The sequence below is a fragment of the Streptomyces sp. NPDC023573 genome (genome assembly GCF_055559735.1).
Genome location: NZ_JBVHKB010000008.1, coordinates 249,306 through 270,033 on the forward strand (window position 1 = coordinate 249,306; position 20,728 = coordinate 270,033).

The window sequence follows — 20,728 nt, forward strand, 5'->3', positions numbered from 1 at the left end:
GAGCCGGAAATGTCCGTCCGAACGGGGCGGTCCGAGGCACCATGGCGCCATGAAGCCGCTGCTGATGATCGACGTCGACGGTCCGCTCAACCCCTACGCGGCGCTGTCCCGCCCCACCGTCCCGCAGGGCTATACGCTCCATCGGATGCGGCCGACGGGGTGGCGGACGGGAACACCGCTGCCCGTCCTGCTCGACCCCGGCCACGGCGACGAGTTGCTGGCCCTCGCCGACCGGTACGAACTCGTCTGGGCGACCACCTGGAAGGACGAGGCGAACGAATGGGTCGGCCCGCGCATCGGGCTGCCCCCGCTGCCGTACATCGACTGGCCGGCGATGCACGCGGCCACGATCGACGGGACGTACTGGAAGACGCGCTACGTCGTCGACTACGCGGACGGCAGGCCGTTCGCCTGGATCGACGACGAGATCTCCGTCCTCGACACGGACTGGGTCGCCGCGCACCATCCCGGGCGGGCCCTGCTGCGGCGGGTCGACCCCTGGGTGGGACTGGTGCGGGCGGACTTCGAAGCGCTCGCCGACTGGGCGTGAGCAGGCCCCGGCCGGCGTCCGGCTCCGACCGGCTGCCGGGGTCGCCCGCCGCGGACCGGCCGGTCAGCTCCAGGGCAGCGAGGCCCGGTGGCGCCAGTACGCCTCCGGCTCCTCCACGAGGGCGGCCAGCCGGTCCAGCCGGTCAGGGTCCAGGTCGAGCAGCGGCGCGTGCAGGTTCGCCGCCAGCTGGGTGACGGTGGCCGCGCCGGACAGCACGACTCCGGCCCACGGCTGGTGGAGCACCAGCGCCAGGGCGACGGCGTCCGCGCCTAGCCCGGCTTCGGCGCCGATCTCCTGGACGACGGCGGGCGCCCCGGTCCCGGCGAGCCGGCCGTTGGCCATGGCTTCTTTGACAATGACCGTGAGCCCCGCGTCGTGCGCCTCGGCGAGAGCGGCTCCGGCAGATGTGTCCAGGGCGTTGTAGGTGGCCTGGACGGTACGGAAGAGGGGTTCGCCGTCCACGGTCACGGCTGCGGCGGCCCGGATGGCGTCGCTCTGAGCGGGACCGCTCGTGGAGAAACCGACCGTGGTCCCTCCGGCGGCCAGCTCGGCGAGACGCGCGTGCAGATCCTTGTCGCTCAGCACGGGGCTGTCCGCCGTCACCGAGTGGATCTGGTAGAGGTCGAGCCGGTCACCGAGCAGTCCGGCCGTCTCGGCGTGCTGACGTTCGAAGGTGGCGAGCGAGTGGTCCTTCACCTCGTGCGTCTCTGCGTCGACGCGCCAGTCACCGGTGTAGGTGTAGCCCCATTTGCTGCCGATGACCACGTCCGTCACGTCGGGGCGGGCGGTCAGCCACTCGGCGAGGAACTCCTCGGCGCGGCCGTAGGAGCGGGCGGCGTCGAAATAGCGCACGCCCTGGGCGTAGGCCGCGTCCAGGAGTTCGTGGGTGCGGGCGCGCAGCACGTCCACGCCGCGGTCGCCCGGCAGATCCCGGTCACGGTGCGGGGTGATGTAGCCGGGCCTGCCGACGGCGGCCAGGCCGAGCCCGATGTGTGAGGTCGGGGTAGTCGCTCGGTTCAGGCGGGCGAAGGGCATCGCGGGCTCCTCTGGGTCGGTTCCGAACGCCTTCCCGTCAACGTAGCCCGCGATGCCTGCGAATCATCCGCGCGCGGTCGCCCAGGCGTGCTGCGTCACCAGGTCGGTCTTGACCTCGGCCAGCTGGACGGCGACGGCGGAGGGGGCGGTCCCGCCGCGGCCGTCACGGGAGGCGAGCGCACCGGGCACGTTCAGGACGGTGCGCACCTCCGGGGTGAGGTGCTCGGAGATCTTCGCGAACTGTTCGTCCGACAGCTCGTCGAGCTCGATCCCCTGCTGCTCGCACACCTTCACGCACTCACCCGCGACCTCGTGCGCCACCCGGAACGGGACGCCCTGCTTGACCAGCCACTCGGCGATGTCCGTGGCGAGCGAGAAGCCGGCCGGCGCCAGCTCCTCCATGCGCTCCCGGTTGACGGTGAGCGTGGCCATCATGCCGGTGAAGGCGGGGAGCAGGACCTCCAGCTGGTCGCAGGAGTCGAAGACCGGCTCCTTGTCCTCCTGGAGGTCACGGTTGTACGCGAGCGGGAGGGCCTTCAGGGTCGCCATCAGACCGGTCAGGTTGCCGATGAGGCGGCCGGACTTGCCGCGCGCCAGCTCGGCGATGTCCGGGTTCTTCTTCTGCGGCATGATCGAGGAGCCGGTGGAGAAGGCGTCGTGGAGGGTGACGAAGGAGAACTCCTTCGTGTTCCAGATGATGATCTCCTCGGCGATGCGGGAGAGATTGACGCCGATCATCGCGGTGACGAAAGCGAACTCGGCGACGAAGTCCCGCGAGGCCGTGCCGTCGATGGAGTTGCCCACCGACCCGCGCTCGAAGCCGAGGTCCGCCGCGACCGCCTCGGGGTCGAGCCCGAGGGACGACCCGGCCAGCGCGCCGGAGCCGTACGGCGACACCGCGGTCCGCTCGTCCCACTGCCGCAGCCGCTCCGCGTCCCGCGACAGTGACTGCGCGTGCGCCAGGACGTGGTGGGCGAAGAGGACGGGCTGCGCGTGCTGGAGGTGCGTACGGCCGGGCATGGCCACGTCCGGGTGCGCCTCGGCCAGTCCCACCAGGGCGTCCTGGAGCTCGGCGACCAGTCCGCCGATGATCCGGGCGTGGTCCCGCAGGTACATGCGGAAGAGCGTGGCCACCTGGTCGTTGCGGGACCGGCCGGCGCGCAGCTTCCCGCCGAGGTCCGGGCCGAGGCGCTCCAGGAGTCCCCGCTCCAGCGCGGTGTGCACGTCCTCGTCGGCGATGGTGCCGGTGAACGACCCGTCGGCGACCGCGGCTTCGAGCGAGTCCAGCCCTTCGGCCATCCGGGCCAGCTCGTCCTCGGTGAGCAGACCGGCCTTGTTCAGGACGCGCGCGTGGGCACGGGAGCCCGCGATGTCGTACGGCGCGAGCCGCCAGTCGAAGTGGACGGAGGCGGACAGCTTGGCCAGCGCCTCGGCGGGGCCGTCGGCGAAACGGCCGCCCCAGAGGCGTACGTCGCTGTTGCCGGTGCCGTTGCTCACTGCGTGCTCCTCGGAAGTGCAAGGGGTGTGCGTCCGCCTCATGGCGCGCGATCACGAATGGCATAACTATGCAATGGTCCGTATGTTTTGTCAAAGACGCTGGTCAGAACCGTCGAGCCGCACCCACGCCGCGGCCCGCCGGTCGACTCCCGCGGTCAGGGGGTGCCGTTCATGTCCTACGAGGGGAACCGCACCCTGCACGCCGGCCGTTTCGGGCGCGAGGACGACGAAGGCCTGGGCAGGTACGTCGAGAAGGACCACATCGCGACCGGCATCGACGGGCTGCCGGGGCTGCCCCTGCCCGCGATGCCCGCCCCCGTCACGGAGTGAGCCGCTGGGCCGTACGGAGCAGGCGCGGTGGGGGCGGGCGGCCGCGCGCCGTACGGTCCGGAGCATGCGCAGATTCCTGGTGACCGCCTCGGTCCTGCTGGCCCTGGCCGGTTCGCTCGCGGCGCGGCCCGCCGGGCCGACGCCCCTTCCCGAGCGGCTGGCCGACACGGGCGGGGGTACCCAGCTGATCACCGCCGAGGCCCCCGCCACGGACTCCGTCGCGGGCACGGTCACCTGGTGGGACCGGCGCGGGGACGGCTGGGTGGCTGCGGGTTCGGCGCCCGCGCGTTTCGGGGCGAACGGGCTGGCCGACGGCGCCACCCGCACCCAGGGCACGAACACGACGCCCACCGGGCTGTACGGCCTGCCGTACGCCTTCGGGACGAAGGCCGCCCCGCCCGGGACCCGCTATCCGTACCGCAGGGCCGGCGAGAACTCCTGGTGGTGCCAGGACAACGCGTCCCGGGCCTACAACCGCTGGGTGGAGCCGCGGCCCGCCGACTGCCGGGCGGCCGAGGCCGAACACCTCGTCAGCTATGCCGCCCAGTACGCCCGTGCGCTCGTCATCGGCTTCAACTACGACCGGCCGGTGCGCGGCAGGGGCGCCGGGATCTTCCTCCATGTGGACGGCAGGGGCGCGACCGCCGGCTGTGTGTCCGTGCCGGCGGCCGCCATGGACCGGATCCTGGCCTGGGCCGACCCGGCCCGCCGGCCGCACATCGCGGTCGGGACGGAGTCCGGCCCGACCGCGATCACCCGCTACTGAGGACCGCGGTCGTTCTGGGCCAGCCGCAGCAGATGGTCGGCCAGCGCCTGGCCGCCGTTCGGATCACGGCTGATCAGCATCAGTGTGTCGTCCCCCGCGATCGTGCCGAGGATCGCCTGGAGTTCGGCCTGGTCGATGGCCGAGGCGAGGAACTGGGCGGCGCCCGGAGGCGTACGCAGCACCACCAGGTTGGCCGAGGCCTCCGCGGAGATGAGCAGCTCGGCGGAGAGTCTGCGCATCCGCTCCTCCTTGGCCGACCCGCCCAGCGGCGCCTGCGGGGTACGGAAACCGCCCTCGCTCGGCACCGCGTAGATCAGCTCGCCGCCCGTGTTGCGGATCTTCACCGCGCCGAGCTCGTCCAGGTCGCGGGAGAGCGTCGCCTGGGTGACGCTCAGCCCGTCGTCGGAGAGCAGCCTGGCCAGCTGGCTCTGCGAGCGCACCGGCCGGCGGTTGAGGATGTCCACGATCCTGCGGTGGCGGGCCGTGCGGGTCTGTGGCACCGACGGCCCGCCGTGGTCGGATTCCTGCGCCTCGGTCATCGTCGTCGCCTCATTCTCCGGATCGTCACTCTCCGGATCGTCCGTCCCCGTAAGCCGCGTCGAGAGTTCCCGGCAGAATCCGCAGGAACGCGTCCACCTCGGCGTCACCGATGATCAGCGGCGGCATGAGCCGTACGACGTCGGGGGCGGGCGCGTTCACCAGGAGTCCGGCTCCCTGAGCCGCCTGCTGCACCTTCGGTGCGAGGGGCCCGGTGAGCACGATACCCAGCAACAGTCCGGAGCCGCGGACGTGGGAGACCAGCGGGTGCCCGAGGCCCTCGACGCCTTCCCTGATCTTCTCGCCGAGCCGCTTCACCGTGTCCAGCGTCCCGTCGGCCGCGAGCGTGTCCAGCACGGCGAGACCGGCTGCGCAGGCGACGGGGTTGCCGCCGAACGTCGTGCCGTGCTGACCGGGCTTCAGCAGGTCGGCTGCGGCACCGAACGCCACGGTGGCGCCGATGGGCAGCCCGCCGCCCAGGCCCTTGGCGAGGGTGACCAGGTCGGGCTCGACGCCCTGGTGGGCCTGGTGCTCGAACCAGTGGCCGCAGCGGCCGATGCCGGTCTGCACCTCGTCCAGGACGAGCAGCGTTCCGGTGGCCCGTGTGATCTCCCTGGCCGCCTCCAGATAGCCCCTGGGCGGTACGACGACGCCGTTCTCGCCCTGCATGGGCTCGATGACCAGCAGCGCGGTGTCGGTCGTCACCGCCTCGCGGAGCGCCTCGACGTCGCCGTACGGGACGTGCGTGACGTCGCCGGGCAGCGGCAGGAACGGATCGCGCTTCGCGGGCTGGCCGGTCAGCGCGAGGCTGCCCATGGTCCGGCCGTGGAAGCCGCCGTCGGTGGCGACCATGTGCGTACGCCCGGTCAGCCGGCCGATCTTGAAGGCCGCCTCGTTGGCCTCGGCACCGGAGTTGGAGAAGAAGACCTTGCCCTTCCGCCCGAAGAGCGTCAGGAGCCGCTCGGCGAGCGCGATGGGGGGCTCGGCGGTGTAGAGGTTGGAGACATGGCCGAGGGAGGCGATCTGCGTGGAGACGGCCTCGACCACCGCGGGGTGGGCGTGGCCGAGCGCGTTGACCGCGATGCCGCCGACGAAGTCGAGGTACTCGGTGCCTTCCGCGTCCCAGACACGGGCGCCGGCGCCGCGCACCAGCGGCAGCTGCGGAGTGCCGTAGTTGTCCATCAGCGCGCCCTGCCAGCGCTGTGCGAACTCCTCGTTGCCGGTCATGACTCCCCCTCTGCGTCGTGCTCCGCGGCGGGTGCCGCGTCGGGAACGACCATCGTGCCGATTCCCTCGTCGGTGAAGATCTCCAGCAGGATCGAGTGCTGGACCCGGCCGTCGATGACACGGGCGGTCTCGACACCGTTGCGTACGGCGTGGAGGCATCCGCGCATCTTCGGCACCATGCCGCTGGAGAGGTCGGGCAGCAGCTTCTCCAGCTCGGTGGCCGTGAGCCGGCTGATGACGTCGTCGCTGTTCGGCCAGTCCTCGTACAGCCCCTCGACGTCGGTGAGGACCATCAGCGTCTCGGCGTTCAGCGCGGCCGCGAGCGCGGCGGCCGCGGTGTCGGCGTTGACGTTGTAGACGTGGTTGTCCTCGGCGGAGCGGGCGATGGAGGAGATGACCGGGATACGGCCGTCGTCCAGCAGCGCCTGGATCGCTCCGGTGTCGATGGAGGTGATCTCACCGACCCGGCCGATGTCGACGGCCTCACCGTCGATCATCGGACGATGCTGCGTGGCGGTGATCGTGTGGGCGTCCTCGCCGGTCATGCCGACGGCCAGCGGGCCGTGCTGGTTGAGCAGCCCGACGAGCTCTCGCTGGACCTGTCCTGCCAGCACCATCCGTACGACGTCCATCGCCTCGGGCGTGGTGACGCGGAGACCGGCCTTGAACTCGCTGACCAGGCCCTGCTTGTCGAGCTGGGCGCTGATCTGCGGTCCGCCGCCGTGCACGACGACCGGCTTGAGGCCGGCGTGCCGCAGGAAGACGACGTCCTGGGCGAAGGCGGCCTTCAGCTCCTCGTCGATCATGGCGTTGCCGCCGAACTTGATGACGACGGTCCTGCCGTTGTGCCGGGTGAGCCAGGGCAGCGCCTCGATGAGGATCTGTGCCTTCGGCAGCGCGGTGTGCTTCCTCGCGGCGCTCATGAGCTGTACGCGCTGTTCTCGTGGACGTACTCGGCGGTCAGGTCGTTGGCCCAGATGACGGCGGACTCGTCGCCCGCCGCGAGGTCCGCGGTGATCCTGACCTCCCGGTAGCGCATGTCGACCAGGTCGCGGTCCGCGCCGACGCTGCCGTTCTTGCAGACCCAGACGTCGTTGATGGCGACGTTGAGCCGGTCGGGCTCGAAGGCGGCCTTCGTGGTGCCGATCGCGGAGAGGACCCGGCCCCAGTTGGGGTCCTCGCCGTGGATGGCGCACTTGAGGAGGTTGTTACGGGCGATGGACCGGCCGACCTCGACGGCGTCGTCCTCGGTGGCCGCGTTGATCACCTCGATCCGGATGTCCTTGGAGGCGCCCTCGGCGTCACCGATCAACTGGCGGGCGAGGTCGCCGCAGACGCTCTGCACGGCCTGCTCGAACTCGGCCTGTCCGGGGGCGATTCCGCTCGCCCCGGAGGCGAGCAGCAGCACGGTGTCGTTGGTCGACATGCAGCCGTCGGAGTCGACCCGGTCGAAGGTGGTGCGGGTGGCGGCACGCAGCGCGGAGTCGAGGGCGGGCGCTTCGACGTCGGCGTCGGTGGTGAGGACGACCAGCATGGTGGCGAGGCCGGGCGCGAGCATGCCCGCGCCCTTGGCCATGCCACCGACGGTCCAGCCCTCGCCGCCCGCGACGGCGGTCTTGTGGACCGTGTCCGTGGTCTTGATGGCGATGGCGGCCTTCTCACCGCCGTGCTCGCTCAGGGCGGCGGCGGCCGACTCGATGCCGGGCAGCAGCTTGTCCATGGGCAGGAGCAGGCCGATCAGCCCGGTCGACGCGACCGCGATCTCTCCGGCGCTGTGGCCGCCGAGCACCTCGGCGGCCTTCTCCGCGGTGGCGTGGGTGTCCTGGAAGCCCTGAGGGCCCGTACAGGCGTTGGCGCCGCCGGAGTTGAGGACGACGGCGGTCACCTCGCCGCCCTTGAGGACCTGTTCCGACCAGAGGACGGGTGCGGCCTTGACGCGGTTGGAGGTGAAGACGCCCGCGGCGGCGCGGCGGGGCCCGTTGTTGACCACCAGGGCCAGGTCGGGACTACCGCTGTCCTTGATCCCGGCTGCGATGCCCGCCGCCGTGAATCCCTTGGCTGCCGTGACGCTCACGGTGCGACTCCGATCGTGGAAAGACCCGTGTCCTCGGGAAGTCCGAGGGCGATGTTCATGCTCTGCAGGGCGCCTCCGGCGGTGCCCTTGGCGAGGTTGTCGATGGCGCTGATCACGATGATCCGTCCGGCCGCCTCGTCGTGGGCGACCTGGATCTGCACGGCGTTGGATCCGTACACGGCCGCGGTCGCGGGCCACTGCCCCTCGGGCAGCAGGTCGACGAAGGGCTCGTCGGCGAAGGCCTTCTCGTACGCCGCGCGGAGCGACTCGGCGCCGACCCCGGGCTTCGCCTTGGCGCTGCACGTGGCGAGGATGCCGCGGGGCATGGGCGCGAGCGTCGGCGTGAAGGAGACGGAGACGGGCTCACCGGCCGCGGTGCCGAGGTTCTGGATCATCTCGGGGGTGTGCCGGTGGACCCCGCCGACGCCGTACGGGGACATGCTGCCCATGACCTCGGAGCCGAGCAGGTGCGGCTTGGCCGCCTTGCCCGCGCCGGAGGTGCCGGACGCGGCGACGACGACGGCCTCGGGTTCGGCGAGGCCGGCGGCGTACGCCGGGAAGAGGGCGAGGGAGACCGCCGTCGGGTAGCAGCCGGGCACGGCGATACGCTTGGTGCCTTCCAGAGCTGCCCGGGCTCCGGGCAGCTCGGGCAGACCGTAGGGCCATGTGCCGGCGTGCGGCGATCCGTAGAACTTCTCCCAGTCTGCGGCGTTCTCCAACCGGAAGTCGGCGCCCATGTCCACCACGAGCACCTCGTCGCCGAGCTGTTCGGCCACGGCGGCGGACTGCCCGTGGGGCAGGGCCAGGAAGACGACGTCGTGCCCGCCGAGGACCTCCGCGGTGGTCGGCTGGAGAACACGGTCCGCGAGTGGCCTCAGGTGCGGCTGGAGTGCGCCGAGCCGCTCGCCGGCGTTGGAATGGCCGGTGAGGGCCCCGATCTCGACCTCTGGGTGGGTGAGGAGCAGACGGAGCAGTTCCCCGCCGGCGTATCCGCTCGCCCCTGCCACTGCCGCACGTACCACCATCGGACATTCCTCCTCATCGATGGCATGACTATACGCACCTATGCAGTTTTATGCAAAGACTGGAGGGGTGCCCGCACGCGCGGTGACGGAGAATACGGCAGAAGACCGGTCAGGGGACCAGGGCGCAGCGCGAGAGGGAGTGAGCGGCATGGGCGAGATCCTCGACGAGATCGACCGCGTGCACCGGGAGGTCGGCACACGCCGTGTGGGGTCCGAGGAGGCGGGCGCGGTGCTGTTGCGGCGCACCTTCGACGCCGGCCGTGACGAGGTCTGGGACGCGGTGACCTCGCCGGAGCGGATCGCCCGGTGGTTCCTGCCGGTGACCGGGGACTTCCGCGTCGGCGGCGGTTACCAGCTGGAGGGGAACGCCGGGGGCGAGATCCTGGAGTGCGCCCGCCCGGAGCGGCTGCGGGTGTCCTGGCTGTCCGGTCCCGACCCGGCCTTCAGCGAGGTCGAGGTACGCCTCACACCGGAGGGCTCCGGCCGGACCGTGTTCGAGCTGGAGCACGTGTCCGTCGTTCCCGAGGAGTTCCGGAGCCAGTACGGGCCGGGCGCGGTCGGGATCGGCTGGGACCTGGCTCTTCTGGGGCTCGGCTGGCACCTCACGGGTGACGGGATCAGTCCGGAGGACGCCGTGGAGTGGCAGGACTCTCCCGAGGCGAAGGGCTTCGTGGCCCGCTCCGGCGAGGAATGGGGACGCGCGTTCGCCGCTTCGGGCGCGGACCCGGAGACCGTGACCGCGACGACGGTGGCCACGATCGCGTTCTACACAGGCGAATAGGACGGCTGTCACCGTATCCGTGCGGTCCCGTCCCGCAGCCGCTCCTCGTGCACGGCCCGGACGCGTGCCATCTGGTCCTCGTGCTCCAGCAGACCGGCGAGGGCGTCCGCGATCTCCGGGGTGGTGCCGTCCGGATACTCGGCCGGCCAAGCGCCGGCCACCTTGCGCACATCGGCGTCCTCGTCCCGTGCCGGCGTGAGCACCGCGTCCAGCGCCACGGGCGTGACGAGGAGCCTGTCCCACCGCACGAGGGTGCCGGGCACCACGCGGCGCACATCCGGGTCCGGGTGCGCGAGGAGGGAGAGGCCCACCGCTGCGGCGTCCCGCCCGCGCACGGCGCCGGCGGGCGGGGAGTCCGCGGCGGGCACGTCAGTCGCGGTCGGCCTGCCCGGCCCTGGCCTCGTCGCGCTCCTTGATACGGGCCGCTTCCTTGCGGACGTCGGCCTGGGTGGCGCGCTCCTTCTGCAGCCACTCGGGGCTTTCCTGCTTCAGGGCGTCGATCTGCTCGGTGGTGAGGGGCTCGGTGACACCGCCTCGCGCGAGGCCCGCGATGGAGACGCCCAGCTTCGAGGCGACCACCGGCCGGGGGTGCGGGCCGGTGCGGCGCAGCTCCTGCAGCCACTCGGGCGGGTCGGTCTGCAGCGCGTTCAGCTCGGCGCGCGAGACGACGCCCTCCTGGAACTCGGCGGGGGTGGCTTCGAGGTACACACCCAGCTTCTTCGCCGCGGTGGCGGGCTTCATAGTCTGGGTGGTCTGGTGCGACGTCATGGTGTCCAGGGTATCGAGCATGTGCGCCACCTCCGACCACGGCCGGTAACCTGGCGGGGTGACAGGCTCGGAAGTACCCCCTGCGTTCCGGCTCGCCTACGTCCCGGGCGTGACCCCGACCAAGTGGGTGCGGATCTGGAACGAGCGGCTGCCCGGCACCCCGCTGACCCTGGTCGGCGTGCCCGCCGCCGAGGCCGCCGCTCTGCTGCGCGACGGCGGCGCGGACGCCGGTTTCGTGCGGCTGCCCGTCGACCGTACGGACCTCAGCGCGATCCCCCTCTACACCGAGACGACCGTGGTCGTGATCCCGAAGGACCACGCCGCGACGGCCGTCGAGGAGATGACGGCCGAGGATCTGGCCGAGGAGATCGTGCTGCACCCCCTCGACGACCCGCTCGACTGGGAGCGTCCCCCGGGCAGGCCCGCGTTCGAGCGGCCCGCCACGACCGAGGACGCCGTGGAGCTGGTGGCGGCGGGGGTGGGTCTGCTGGTCGTCCCGCAGTCACTGGCCCGGCTGCACCACCGCAAGGACCTCACCTACCGGCCGCTGACGGGCGCCCCCGAGTCACGGATCGCCCTCTCGTGGCCCGAGGAGAAGACGACCGACCTGGTGGAGGAGTTCATCGGGATCGTGCGGGGGCGGACCGTCAACAGCACCCGGGGCCGGGCACCGACGCCGCCGCAGCCCAAGGCCAAGCGGGCCGAGAAGAAGAACGGCGCCGCGCGCAAACCGGCGCCGGGCAAGACCTCCCGGGGCGGCTCCGGGGGCGGCGCGAAGAACCCCAAGGGCGGCGCCAGACGCGGAAAGCCCCGCCGCCGGCCGTAGGCGGTCAGACCCCTTACCCGTAGTACTTCGGAGCTACGCGTCAGGTGCGCTCCCGAGCGGGACGCCGACCACACGGGTCGGTCCATAACTTCGGTACCGGATTCGACAAGACCCACCCGGTACGGAAGGACTCCCCATGGCGCCCCGCCCACGGAACAGTCGCGCCCGGCGCGCCCTGCTCGCCGCACTCGTCACCGCGTCCGTGGCGCTGCCGGTGTCGGGCGCGGCCCGCCCCGCCGACGTCCCGGCGCCCGCCCCGGCCGCCCTGGCCCCGCTGAACACGGCGCGGCCCTCCGTGCTGGAGGCCAGATACGCGGCCGGCCGGGAGGAGATCCGGGCGGCACGGGACATGGCGGCGCACCACGGCGACCGGCGGCGGGCCACCGCGCTCACCGCGATGGCGGGCCCGGGACGCACCTTCCTGAGGTTCGACGGGCGCGACGGCGGCCGAAGCGCGGAGGTCCTCGGGGATCTGTCCCGGGCCCGGCGCATCGCCGTACTGGTGCCGGGTGCGGGCGTCGACCTCGATCATTACGCGCGTTTCCGGCGTGGCGCCGAGGCGCTCCTGGACGAGCTGGGCAGCGGGTCGGCCGTCGTCGCCTGGCTCGGCTACCGGACGCCCTCCCTGCTCGGCCCGTCGTCCCTGACAACGGGGCAGGCCGATGAGGCGGCCCCCCGACTGCGTTCTTTCGTACGGGAGTTGGTTTCGGCCAGGCCCACCGCCCGGATCTCCGTCCTCTGCCACTCCTACGGTTCCGTGGTCTGCGCCCGGACCGCGTCAGGGCTCGATGTCGCGGACATCGTGCTGTACGGAAGTCCCGGCACCGGTGCCGGGAGCGCCGCCGCCCTGCGCACCCGGGCGACGGTGCGGGCGGGCCTCGGCGGGGAGGACTGGATCGCTCGGGTACCCCATGTCGAGATCGGGTTGCCGTTCGCCACCGTCGGGTTCGGGGCGGACCCGGTGTCACCGGAGTTCGGCGCCGAGCTCTTCGACGCGGGCGACGCCGGCCACAGCGACTACCTGAAGCGCGGGTCCGTCTCGCTGCGCAGCATCGCCGGGATCGTCGCGGGCACGGCCGGAGGCCGTCATGCGTGACCTCGTGCGGCGGATCGATTCCGCGACCCCCCGGGACCGCGACCGCGCGGTCGACGCGCTGCGCGCCTTCGCCATCCTGGGTGTGGTGTGCGGCCACTGGCTGGTGACCGCGCTGGTCGCCGACAGCGGCACGGTGCACGGCGCGAGTCCGCTCCAGCACATGCCTCGACTCGCCCCCGTCTCCTGGGTGTTCCAGACCCTCGCCGTCTTCTTCCTCGTGGGCGGGCAGGTCGGTGCGACGGGATACGCCTCCGCCCTGGCCCGGGGCGAGTCCTACGGGCGCTGGCTGAGGGCCCGGATGGCCCGTCTGTTCCGGCCGGTCGCCGTCGTGACCGGCGTGTGGGCGGTGGCGGCCGGCGTGATGCTGGCCTCGGGGGTGGACGACGGCACGGTACGCGCGCTCGGCAAGCTGGTCTGGTCGCCCCTGTGGTTCCTGCTGGTGTTCGCGGCCCTGACCGCGACGACCCCGCTGGTGGCGCGCCTGCACCCGCTGTGGCCGCTCACCGTCGTCCTGTACGTCGATCTGTTCCGGCTGGGCTTCGACGGGCCCGCCGCCCTGGGCTGGATCAACGTGGCCGCGGGCTGGCTGGTCCCCTACTGCCTGGGGGCGGCCTGGGCGCGGGGCGGGCTGAACGACCGCCGGACCGGATGGGTGCTGCTGGTGGGCGGCACGGGGTCCACGGCCGGCCTGGTGCTCTTCGCCGGGTACCCCGCGTCCATGGTCGGGGTGCCGGGCTCCGCCCTCTCCAACCTCGACCCGCCGACGCTCGCCGCCGTCACCTTCGGTCTCGGCCAGTGCGGTGCGGCGCTGCTGCTGCTCGGGCGCCTGCGGCGGGCCCTGGCACGGCCGGCTCTGTGGGCGGTGGTGGCTCTGCTGAATCTGTCCGCGATGACCGTGTTCCTGTGGCACCAGACCGCGTTGATCGTGGTCAGCTCGACCGCCCTGCTCCTGGCCGGGCCGCTGCCCGGCCTCCACACGGTCCCCGACGGGCCCGGCTGGGTGTTCGCCCGGCTGGGCTGGCTGCCCGTCTTCGCCTCGGTGCTGCTGGTGTGCCGGTCCGCGTTCGGGGCGTACGAGCAGCGGGGCGGCGGCCGTTCGACGGTCGTACGGTCAGGCTCCCCTGCCAGGGCCCCGGAGTCGCACCATGCCTAAGCTGAGCGGCATGACGGGGGTCGGGGTACGGATGAGGGGGGCGCTGCGCGGGCTGCCGCGGATGCTGCGCGAGGACCTGTGGACCACTCCCGTCGATCCCGTACCGCCCATGGGTACGCCCGGATCGCCGGTCTGGCGGCCCGCGTTCGGGATGCTGCTGACGCTCGGGGCGACAGCCCTCGCGCTGGCGCACGTGTCCGACCTGATCCCGCACGGTGCGGCTGTCGCCGAATACGCGGTGCTGCTCGTGGTGCTCCAGTCGCTGGCACTGGTCGCCGGTATGTGGCGGCCCCTGTATGCCTGGTGGGCGTCGCTGATGCTCATGATCGTCAGCGTGCGGATCGCGGAGCCCGTGATGACGCCGGGCGAGCTGTTTCCGTGGACCGGCCCCGAGATCGCCCTGCAGAGCGGAGCGCTTTTCCTGCTGACGCTCCGGGTCCATCCGCGCCGGGCGGTCCTCGCGCTCGCGCTGACCCTGCTGACCGGGCTGGCGAGCAGTTCCTTCACCACCCAGGCCCACAACTACTCCCTGGACGTCGGCGCGCTGACCGTCGTCACGGCCGTGGTGGTCGCCGCCGCGCTGCGCGCACTGCGGGTGGCCCGCACGGAGCTGGTCGAGCAGTCCGAGCTCACGGAGGAGGAGCGGGCCCGGCGCACCCTCCTGGAGGAACGCAACAGGATCGCGCGAGAGTTGCACGACGTGGTCGCCCATCACATGTCGGTGATCTCCATCCAGGCGCAGGTCGCCCCGCATCTGGTCGAGAACCCGTCGGACGAGCTCAGGGAGAACCTCGCCGGCATACGGGAGAACGCCGTCGAGGCGCTGGCCGAGCTGCGCCGGGTCCTCGGGGTGCTCCGCTCGGAGGACGCGGTGGCGGACGGCCTGCGGCACGCCCCGCAACCCACCCTGGACCGCTTGGACGAACTGATCGGCAAGGTCCGGAGCGCGGGCGTCACCGTCGTGACGGAGACCACCGGCAGGCGTCGGCCGCTTCCGCCGGGGGTCGAGCTGTCGGCCTTCCGCATCGCGCAGGAGGCGCTGAGCAACGTGCTGCGGCACGCTCCCGGGGCGCGGGCCCGGGTGGAGGTCGGCTACCACTTCGCCGCCGTCACGGTCCGGGTGACCAACACCGCCCCGGAATCCCCCGGCCGGTCGGCGGAAGGCGTCGGCCACGGGCTGCTCGGCATGCGCGAACGCGCCGCGATGCTGGGCGGCGAACTCACCTACGGCCGCACCCCCGGCGGGGGTTACGAGGTACTGGCGACGCTTCCCCTGGAGGACCCCGCATGACCATCCGCGTGCTGATCGCCGACGACCAGATGATGGTCCGGCAGGGCTTCACGGTGCTGCTGAACGCCGAGCCCGGCATCGAGGTCGTCGGCCAGGCGGTGGACGGCCTGGACGCGGTGGAGAAGACGGCCGGGCTCGCCCCCGACGTCGTGCTGATGGACATACGGATGCCCCGCCTCGGCGGCATCGACGCGACCCGCCGCATCACCGGGACGCCCGGCGCGGCCCCCAGAGTCCTCGTCCTGACCACCTTCGACCTAGACGAGTACGTGTACGAGGCGCTGCGGTCCGGCGCCTCCGGGTTCCTCCTGAAGGACGCGTCGGCCGCCGAACTCGCCCAGGCGGTGCGGGTCGTGGCGGCCGGTGACGCCCTGCTCGCCCCGAACATCACCAAGCGTCTGATCGCCGAGTTCTCCCGGGTGAGCGCCATCCCGCGCCCTCCCGGCAGGGAGCGCGTCGGCGATCTCACGGAGCGCGAGACGGAGGTGCTGTCGCTCATCGCGCAGGGCATGTCGAACGCGGAGATCGCGGTGCGCCTGGTGGTGGCGGAGCAGACCGTGAAGACCCATGTGAGCCGGATCCTGGTGAAGCTGGGCCTGCGCGACCGGACCCAGGCCGCGGTGTTCGCGTACGAGTCGGGGCTGGTGCGCCCGGCAGGCTACTGACCGCCGCTCACAGGGCCCCGTACACCGCGTCGACCAGCGCCGTCTTGCGCGGGTCGTCGGCGATGTGGGGGCCCATGCGGTTCATGACGTAACCGAGCGCGATCCCGGCCTCCGGGTCGGCGAGACCGCAGGAGCCGCCCGCCCCGTCGTGGCCGACGGCCCGCGGGTTGGGGCCGTACGACGCGTTCGGGCCGCTCAGCCAGAGGCCGAGGCCGAGCTCCGTCTCGTGGGCGAAGCCCGCTCCCAGCACCAGGTCCCGGCAGGCGCCCTGCCCCTCGCGGACCCGCTCGGCCGCCTCCTGGGAGAGGATCCGGCGGCCGTCGAGGCTGCCCCGCCCGGCGAGGATTCCGTAGAGGGAGGCGACGGCGCGGGCGGTGCCGTGGCCGTTGGCGGCGGGGATCTCGGCGGCGCGCCACTCGGGGGTGTTGGCGGCGGCGGTGCCCGTCCCGGGGTTGAGGAGGGAGGCGATGGCGAGCGGCTCCATCGTGGCGAACAAGGCGGCCTGTTCACGGGCTACGGTCTTCGGCTGGACGAGTTCGGCGACCCGGCCGGCGTCCTTCTCGGGGAGGCCGACGCTGAAGTCGATGGAGAGCGGGCCGGTGATCTCCTTCCGCAGGAACTCCCCGGGCAGCAGTCCGGTGATCCGGCGGACGACCTCGCCGACGAGGAACCCGTACGAGATCGCGTGGTAGCCGGAGCGGGTGCCCGGCTCCCACCACGGCTCGGTGGCCGCGAGGCGGGCCGTCGTCAGCTCCCAGTCGTAGAGCTCGGCCAGGGTGTGCGGGTCGCGCAGTCCGGCGACCCCGGAGCGGTGCGAGAGGAGGTGGCGTACACGCACGGACTCCTTGCCCGCGGCGGCGAATTCGGGCCAGTACGCGGCCACCGGGGCGTCCAGGTCCAGGAGGCCGCGGTCGGCGAGGACATGGGCGCAGAGCGCGGTCGGCCCCTTCGTGGTGGACCAGACGTTGACCACGGTGTCCCGCTCCCACCGGCGGGTCCTCTCCCCGTCGGCCCAGCCGCCCCAGAGGTCCACCACCCGGTGGCCGTCGAGCAGGACGGTGACCGCCGCGCCCAGCTCGTCACGCTCGGCGAAGTTCGCCGCGAACGCGTCGCGCACCGCGGTGAACCGGTTGTCACAGTGGCCTTCGATCTGCGGCACGGGTCTCTCTCCTCGTCCAGTCCAGGGAACCGCACCATACCGACCGGTCGGACCGGCGGGAAGGTGCTGTACGCGCCGTTCCTTCGACCGGGTGATCCGGTCAGCGTGGAAGGGCTTCGAAGCTGAGGCTCCAGCGGCCGGGCAGCCCGGTGATCGTCACGGTGGAGAGCGGCCGGACGTCGACGTGCCAGTACGTCGACGGCGGAGCCTTGAGGGCGTACACCAGGGCCGCGCGGACCACGGCGGGTTCGGCGACGGCGACGACGGCTCCCTCCTGGACCGGGCGGGTGTCGAGCCAGCTCCCCACCCTGGTGATGAAGGCGAGCAGGGATTCCCCGCCGTGCGGGGCGGAGCGCGGGTCGGCCAGCCAGGCGTCGACGCCGGCCGGCTCCCGGGCCGCCACTTCGGACAGGGTGAGCCCCCGCCAGCGGCCCATGTCGCAGTCGCGCAGCGCGAGCTGGACGAGCGGGGCGAAGCCCAGGGCATCGCCGGTGGCGCGGCTGCGCGGGGTGGGTGAGCAGTAGCGCAGCTCGGCGGCGCCGAGCCGTACCAGCGTGTGGGCGGCGAGCTGGACCTCGCGCCAGCCGGCGTGGTCGAGGGGCCGGTCGTCGTCGAAACGCTCGGCGAGGAGGGCGGAGCTGCGTGCTGCGGCGACCAGGGACACCCGAACACTCATGCGCGTGATCGTGGGGCCCGGCGCCGCGTCGGTCAAGAGGGCGGTGCGGCGCCGGGCGGACGTCTGTGCCTCAGCCCATCTGGAGGGACATCCACATGTCCGGTTCGGCGAGCGGGGTGAAGCCGAGTTTCGCGTACACCCCGTGGGCGTCCTTGGTGGCGAGGAGGAACCTGCGCACCCCCAGCGGCGCCAGCTCGTCCCGGACGGCGGTGACGAGCCGGGTGCCGAGACCGTGGCCGCGGGCCGCGGGGTCGACGTACACGTCGCAGACCCACGCGAAGGAGGCGCGGTCGGTGACCACGCGCGCGTAGGCGGTCTGTTCGCCCGTGTCCGCGTCGTAGGCACCGAAGTTGAGTGAGCCCGCTATCGCCCGGTCCTGCTGTTCACGGGTGCGCCCCAGGGCCCAGTAGGCGTCCGTGGACAGCCAGTGGTGGATCCGGGCCGCGTCCAGCCGGGTGGGGTCGTCGGAGATCTCGTGGCGCTCGGCGCCGTCCTGGTCGTTCATGCCGGGAGGCTATCGCCCGACGTCCGCAGCTCGTCGGCGGCCGTACGCAGCCTGCGCACCCCCTCGGCGATCTCGGCGGGTCCCGAGACGGCCGCGAAACTCAGCCTGATGTGACCGGCGGGCGGTTCGGCGCAGTGGTAGGGGCGACCGGGCGCGACGGCGACACCGGCCCGCAGCGCGGCGGAGACCAGGGCGGGCTCCTCGGCGCCCGGCCCGGGGAGCCGGAGCCAGATGCTGCCGCCGCCCGACGGCACGTGCGCCAGGGTGAGTTCGGGCAGCGTGCCGCGTACGGCGGCGGTCATCGCGGTGCGACGGCTGCCGAGTTCGGCGGCCACGGTACGCAGATGGCGTTCCCAGGCCGGGGAGCCCACGAGTTCGAGCGCGGCCTCCTGGAGCGGGCGCGGCACGAAGAAGCTGTCGACGACCTGGATCGCGCGCAGTCGTTCCCGGACGGGGCCGCGTGCGGCGAGCGCCCCCACGCGGAGACTGGGCGACGTGATCTTGGTGAGGGAGCGTACGTGGATCACGACGCCGTCCGGGTCGTCGGCGGCGAGCGGCTCGGGCAGCGGGCCCGCGTCGTGGTGGACGAGGCGGCGGGCGAAGTCGTCCTCGACGACGAAGGCGCCCGCCTGCCGGGCGGCGCGCACGACGCGCTCACGCCGCTCGGGGGCGAGTATCACGCCCGTCGGGTTGTGGAAGAGCGGCTGGCAGACGAAGACCTTGGCCCCGGTGGCACGGAAGGCGGCTTCCAGCAGATCGGGCCGGACCCCGTCGGCGTCCATGGGCACGGGTACCGGGCGCAGACCGGTTGCGCGGGCGGCGGCCAGCATGCCCGGGTAGGTGGGCGATTCGACGAGGACGGGCGCGCCGGGCGGGGCGAGCGCCCGCAGCGCGGTGGCCAGGGCGCTCTGCCCGCCCGCCGTGATCAGGATGTCGGCTCCGGTGAGCGTGGAGCCGATCTCGCGGGCGAACCAGGCACGCAGCTCGGGCAGTCCGCAGGTGGGCGGCCGGCCCCACGCGCCGGGCCGGCGGCCGGCCCGGGCCAGGGCGGCGGCGAGTGCCCGCTCGGGCTGGAGGCCGGGGTGGAGGTAGCCCCCGTTGAACTCGATGACGCCGGACGGGGGTTCGGCCAGCGTGACGAGGACGCCCGAGGCGTCCACGGTGCGCGGCACGACCTCGGGCCCGCCGCTTCCGCTGAGCGACACCTCCTGCCAGGAGGTGTCGCCCGGGGCGGGGGCGGGGGTCCGGACCTCGGCGCGGAAGGCACCGGACCCGGGGCGGGTGACGACCAGACCTTCGGCGGCCAGTTGCGCGACGGCCCGGGAGACGGTCACCGGACTGACCTTGAAGCGGTCGACAAGTGCGCGACTGGACGGCAGCTTCCCACCTGGAGAGTAGCGGTTCAGCTCGCTTCTCAGAGAAGTCACCAGCTCAGCCACACTGCTACGCTCATGCATGAGAGCAGAGAGTAGCACTACTCATCAGGTGGCAATAGCGGTCGACGACGGCGCCCGGCCCGCAGGGCGACGTGGCCCGGGAGGCGGCGTCGCGCTCGCCGGTCTCGGCGTCCTCGCCTTCTCGCTGACCTTTCCCTCGACGGTGTGGGGCCTGGAGAGTTTCGGCCCCTGGTCCCTGGTCGCGCTGCGCAGCGTGCTCGCGGCGCTGATCGCGGGATGCGCGCTGCTCGTCGGCCGGGTCCCGGTGCCCGCGCGACGCCACTGGGCGGGCCTCGCGGTCGTCGCGGGCGGCGTGGTGGTGGGTTTCCCCCTGCTGACCACGCTCGCCCTGCAGACCTCGACGAGCTCGCACGCGGCCGTCGTGGTGGGGCTGCTGCCACTGACGACGGCACTCCTCTCGGCACTGCGCACCGGTTCCCGCCCGCCGCGCGCCTTCTGGGCCGCGGCGCTGGCCGGGGCGGCGGTGGTGATCGCCTTCACCGTCCAGCAGAGTGGCGGAAAGCTCTCCGTCAGCGATCTGTACCTGTTCGGCGCGCTGCTGGTCTGCGCGGCGGGTTACGCCGAGGGCGGCAGGCTGGCCGGGGTGATGGCGGGCTGGCAGGTGGTCGGCTGGGCCCTCGTCCTCGCGCTGCCGCTCGCCGTGGCCGGAGCGGCAGTGGCGCTGCCTTTCGAACCGGTGCGCCTCACGGCGCACGGGGTGATCGGGCTGGTCTGGGTGGCCGCCGGGTCGACCTTCCTCGGGCTGTACGTCTGGTACCGGGGGATGGCGGAGATCGGGGTCCCGCGCGCCAGCCAGCTCCAGCTGGCGCAGCCGCTGCTCACCCTGGTCTGGTCGTTCCTCGCCCTCGGCGAGCGGGTCTCCACGGCCGCCCCGGTGGCGGCGGTGGCCGTCCTGGTCTGCATCGCCGTCACGCAGCGCGCGGGGAGCCGTCGCGCTGCCCGCGCGAGAGCCGACGCACCCATGGAGACATAGACTTGTCGACATGGACCGCCACCCGTGAGGAGGTCACTCCCGATGGAGGCACACACGGGCGACCGGCTGCTGACACACGGCAGGACCGTGGGACAGCACGACCGGGTCGCAGAGATCATCGAGGTGCTCGGCGACGGGGGCAGTCCCCCGTACCGTCTGCGCTTCGAGGACGGGCACGAATCGATCAGGTCCCCGGGTCCCGACAGCGTCGTCCAGCACACCGCCCCGGAGGACCGGGACCGCTAGAACGCGCGTGGGCCAGGGGCACGAGTGGCCACCGGCCCACGCGTCCGGGCCGTGCTGAGCGGGAGGCCGGCGGCTCCGGCCGGGCTCCCGG

Annotated in this window: 23 protein-coding genes and 1 pseudogene; 11 read left to right on the forward strand and 13 right to left on the reverse strand. The window is 72.8% G+C overall.

The features are described 5' to 3' along the window. Positions 1-49: 49 nt before the first annotated feature. Positions 50-550 carry an HAD domain-containing protein gene (locus ACZ32T_RS25730; protein WP_467264701.1) on the forward strand — a complete coding sequence of 167 codons (501 nt, stop codon included), beginning with the start codon at positions 50-52 and terminating at the stop codon, positions 548-550. A 63-nt stretch (positions 551-613) separates the two neighbouring features. Here the strand turns inward: ACZ32T_RS25730 and ACZ32T_RS25735 are convergent, their stop codons facing one another. Both ACZ32T_RS25735 and argH read right to left on the reverse strand, forming a co-directional pair. Next, positions 614-1,585, reverse strand: a complete 972-nt coding sequence (locus tag ACZ32T_RS25735; protein ID WP_467264699.1) for an aldo/keto reductase — start codon at positions 1,583-1,585, stop codon at positions 614-616. A 63-nt stretch (positions 1,586-1,648) separates the two neighbouring features. Further along, positions 1,649-3,082, reverse strand: coding sequence for an argininosuccinate lyase (argH, locus tag ACZ32T_RS25740; protein WP_467264697.1), 1,434 nt, complete (start codon positions 3,080-3,082; stop codon positions 1,649-1,651). Between the two features lie 144 nt (positions 3,083-3,226). Here argH and ACZ32T_RS25745 point away from each other — a divergent pair. Beyond that, positions 3,227-3,412, forward strand: a pseudogene (locus ACZ32T_RS25745) (pyridoxamine 5'-phosphate oxidase family protein); the annotation flags it as partial. Positions 3,413-3,476: 64 nt separating this feature from the next. Next, a complete protein-coding gene (locus tag ACZ32T_RS25750) occupies positions 3,477-4,178 on the forward strand; it encodes a L,D-transpeptidase family protein (protein WP_467264695.1) in 702 nt (233 codons plus the stop codon). Here the strand turns inward: ACZ32T_RS25750 and ACZ32T_RS25755 are convergent. From ACZ32T_RS25755 to argC, 5 genes are read right to left on the reverse strand one after another with little or no spacing between them, the layout of a single operon-like run. Continuing rightward, positions 4,172-4,717, reverse strand: a complete 546-nt coding sequence (locus ACZ32T_RS25755; protein WP_467264693.1) for an arginine repressor — start codon at positions 4,715-4,717, stop codon at positions 4,172-4,174. The genes ACZ32T_RS25750 and ACZ32T_RS25755 overlap by 7 nt on opposite strands. Before the next feature lie 25 nt (positions 4,718-4,742). Continuing rightward, on the reverse strand, positions 4,743-5,942 hold the full coding sequence (locus tag ACZ32T_RS25760; protein ID WP_467264691.1) for an acetylornithine transaminase: 1,200 nt from the start codon (positions 5,940-5,942) through the stop codon (positions 4,743-4,745). Continuing rightward, the gene (gene argB / locus ACZ32T_RS25765) at positions 5,939-6,865 is read right to left on the reverse strand and encodes an acetylglutamate kinase (RefSeq protein WP_467369237.1); all 927 of its coding nucleotides are present in this window, start codon (positions 6,863-6,865) and stop codon (positions 5,939-5,941) included. The genes ACZ32T_RS25760 and argB overlap by 4 nt, the downstream gene beginning before the upstream one ends. Beyond that, a complete protein-coding gene (argJ, locus tag ACZ32T_RS25770) occupies positions 6,862-8,016 on the reverse strand; it encodes a bifunctional glutamate N-acetyltransferase/amino-acid acetyltransferase ArgJ (protein WP_467264686.1) in 1,155 nt (384 codons plus the stop codon). The genes argB and argJ overlap by 4 nt, the downstream gene beginning before the upstream one ends. Then, positions 8,013-9,041, reverse strand: a complete 1,029-nt coding sequence (gene argC / locus ACZ32T_RS25775; RefSeq protein ID WP_467264683.1) for an N-acetyl-gamma-glutamyl-phosphate reductase — start codon at positions 9,039-9,041, stop codon at positions 8,013-8,015. The genes argJ and argC overlap by 4 nt, the downstream gene beginning before the upstream one ends. A 148-nt stretch (positions 9,042-9,189) precedes the next feature. Between argC and ACZ32T_RS25780 the strand changes: the two genes are divergently transcribed. Further along, the gene (locus tag ACZ32T_RS25780) at positions 9,190-9,822 is read left to right on the forward strand and encodes an SRPBCC family protein (RefSeq protein WP_467369239.1); all 633 of its coding nucleotides are present in this window, start codon (positions 9,190-9,192) and stop codon (positions 9,820-9,822) included. Between the two features lie 8 nt (positions 9,823-9,830). On the opposite strand, the gene ACZ32T_RS25785 is transcribed toward ACZ32T_RS25780, so the two are convergent. Together ACZ32T_RS25785 and ACZ32T_RS25790 are read right to left on the reverse strand one after the other, a co-directional pair. Next, on the reverse strand, positions 9,831-10,190 hold the full coding sequence (locus tag ACZ32T_RS25785; protein WP_467369241.1) for a hypothetical protein: 360 nt from the start codon (positions 10,188-10,190) through the stop codon (positions 9,831-9,833). A gap of 1 nt (position 10,191) precedes the next feature. Further along, complete coding sequence (locus ACZ32T_RS25790; RefSeq protein ID WP_467264677.1) at positions 10,192-10,590, reverse strand: DUF5997 family protein; 399 nt, start codon at positions 10,588-10,590, stop codon at positions 10,192-10,194. Between the two features lie 58 nt (positions 10,591-10,648). Between ACZ32T_RS25790 and ACZ32T_RS25795 the strand changes: the two genes are divergently transcribed. The 5 genes from ACZ32T_RS25795 to ACZ32T_RS25815 all read left to right on the forward strand — a co-directional run bounded on the left by ACZ32T_RS25795 (position 10,649) and on the right by ACZ32T_RS25815 (position 15,621). Next, positions 10,649-11,416 (forward strand): LysR family substrate-binding domain-containing protein, encoded by a 768-nt coding sequence (locus ACZ32T_RS25795; RefSeq protein WP_467264675.1) that lies wholly within the window; start codon positions 10,649-10,651, stop codon positions 11,414-11,416. Positions 11,417-11,552: 136 nt separating this feature from the next. Beyond that, positions 11,553-12,512, forward strand: coding sequence for an alpha/beta hydrolase (locus ACZ32T_RS25800; RefSeq protein WP_467369243.1), 960 nt, complete (start codon positions 11,553-11,555; stop codon positions 12,510-12,512). Further along, a complete protein-coding gene (locus ACZ32T_RS25805; RefSeq protein WP_467369246.1) occupies positions 12,505-13,665 on the forward strand; it encodes an acyltransferase family protein in 1,161 nt (386 codons plus the stop codon). The genes ACZ32T_RS25800 and ACZ32T_RS25805 overlap by 8 nt, the downstream gene beginning before the upstream one ends. Then, entirely contained in the window at positions 13,658-14,956 is a 1,299-nt protein-coding gene (locus tag ACZ32T_RS25810) for a sensor histidine kinase (protein WP_467369248.1), read from the forward strand. Before ACZ32T_RS25805 ends, ACZ32T_RS25810 begins: the two co-directional genes overlap by 8 nt. Continuing rightward, complete coding sequence (locus tag ACZ32T_RS25815; protein ID WP_467369250.1) at positions 14,953-15,621, forward strand: response regulator; 669 nt, start codon at positions 14,953-14,955, stop codon at positions 15,619-15,621. The genes ACZ32T_RS25810 and ACZ32T_RS25815 overlap by 4 nt, the downstream gene beginning before the upstream one ends. Positions 15,622-15,628: 7 nt before the next feature. Here the strand turns inward: ACZ32T_RS25815 and ACZ32T_RS25820 are convergent, their stop codons facing one another. The 4 genes from ACZ32T_RS25820 to ACZ32T_RS25835 form a co-directional block, all read right to left on the reverse strand. After that, complete coding sequence (locus ACZ32T_RS25820) at positions 15,629-16,780, reverse strand: serine hydrolase domain-containing protein (RefSeq protein WP_467264661.1); 1,152 nt, start codon at positions 16,778-16,780, stop codon at positions 15,629-15,631. A 100-nt stretch (positions 16,781-16,880) separates the two neighbouring features. Beyond that, positions 16,881-17,456 (reverse strand): histidine phosphatase family protein, encoded by a 576-nt coding sequence (locus tag ACZ32T_RS25825; protein WP_467264659.1) that lies wholly within the window; start codon positions 17,454-17,456, stop codon positions 16,881-16,883. A 70-nt stretch (positions 17,457-17,526) separates the two neighbouring features. Further along, positions 17,527-17,961: a GNAT family N-acetyltransferase gene (locus ACZ32T_RS25830; protein WP_467264657.1), complete on the reverse strand. Its 435-nt coding sequence runs from the start codon at positions 17,959-17,961 to the stop codon at positions 17,527-17,529. Further along, on the reverse strand, positions 17,958-19,418 hold the full coding sequence (locus tag ACZ32T_RS25835) for an aminotransferase-like domain-containing protein (protein WP_467369252.1): 1,461 nt from the start codon (positions 19,416-19,418) through the stop codon (positions 17,958-17,960). The genes ACZ32T_RS25830 and ACZ32T_RS25835 overlap by 4 nt, the downstream gene beginning before the upstream one ends. Between ACZ32T_RS25835 and ACZ32T_RS25840 the strand changes: the two genes are divergently transcribed. Together ACZ32T_RS25840 and ACZ32T_RS25845 are read left to right on the forward strand one after the other, a co-directional pair. Beyond that, on the forward strand, positions 19,417-20,391 hold the full coding sequence (locus ACZ32T_RS25840; protein WP_467369254.1) for a DMT family transporter: 975 nt from the start codon (positions 19,417-19,419) through the stop codon (positions 20,389-20,391). The genes ACZ32T_RS25835 and ACZ32T_RS25840 overlap by 2 nt on opposite strands. A 42-nt stretch (positions 20,392-20,433) precedes the next feature. Continuing rightward, positions 20,434-20,637 (forward strand): DUF1918 domain-containing protein, encoded by a 204-nt coding sequence (locus ACZ32T_RS25845; RefSeq protein ID WP_031097534.1) that lies wholly within the window; start codon positions 20,434-20,436, stop codon positions 20,635-20,637. The last annotated feature ends 91 nt before the right edge of the window (positions 20,638-20,728 follow it).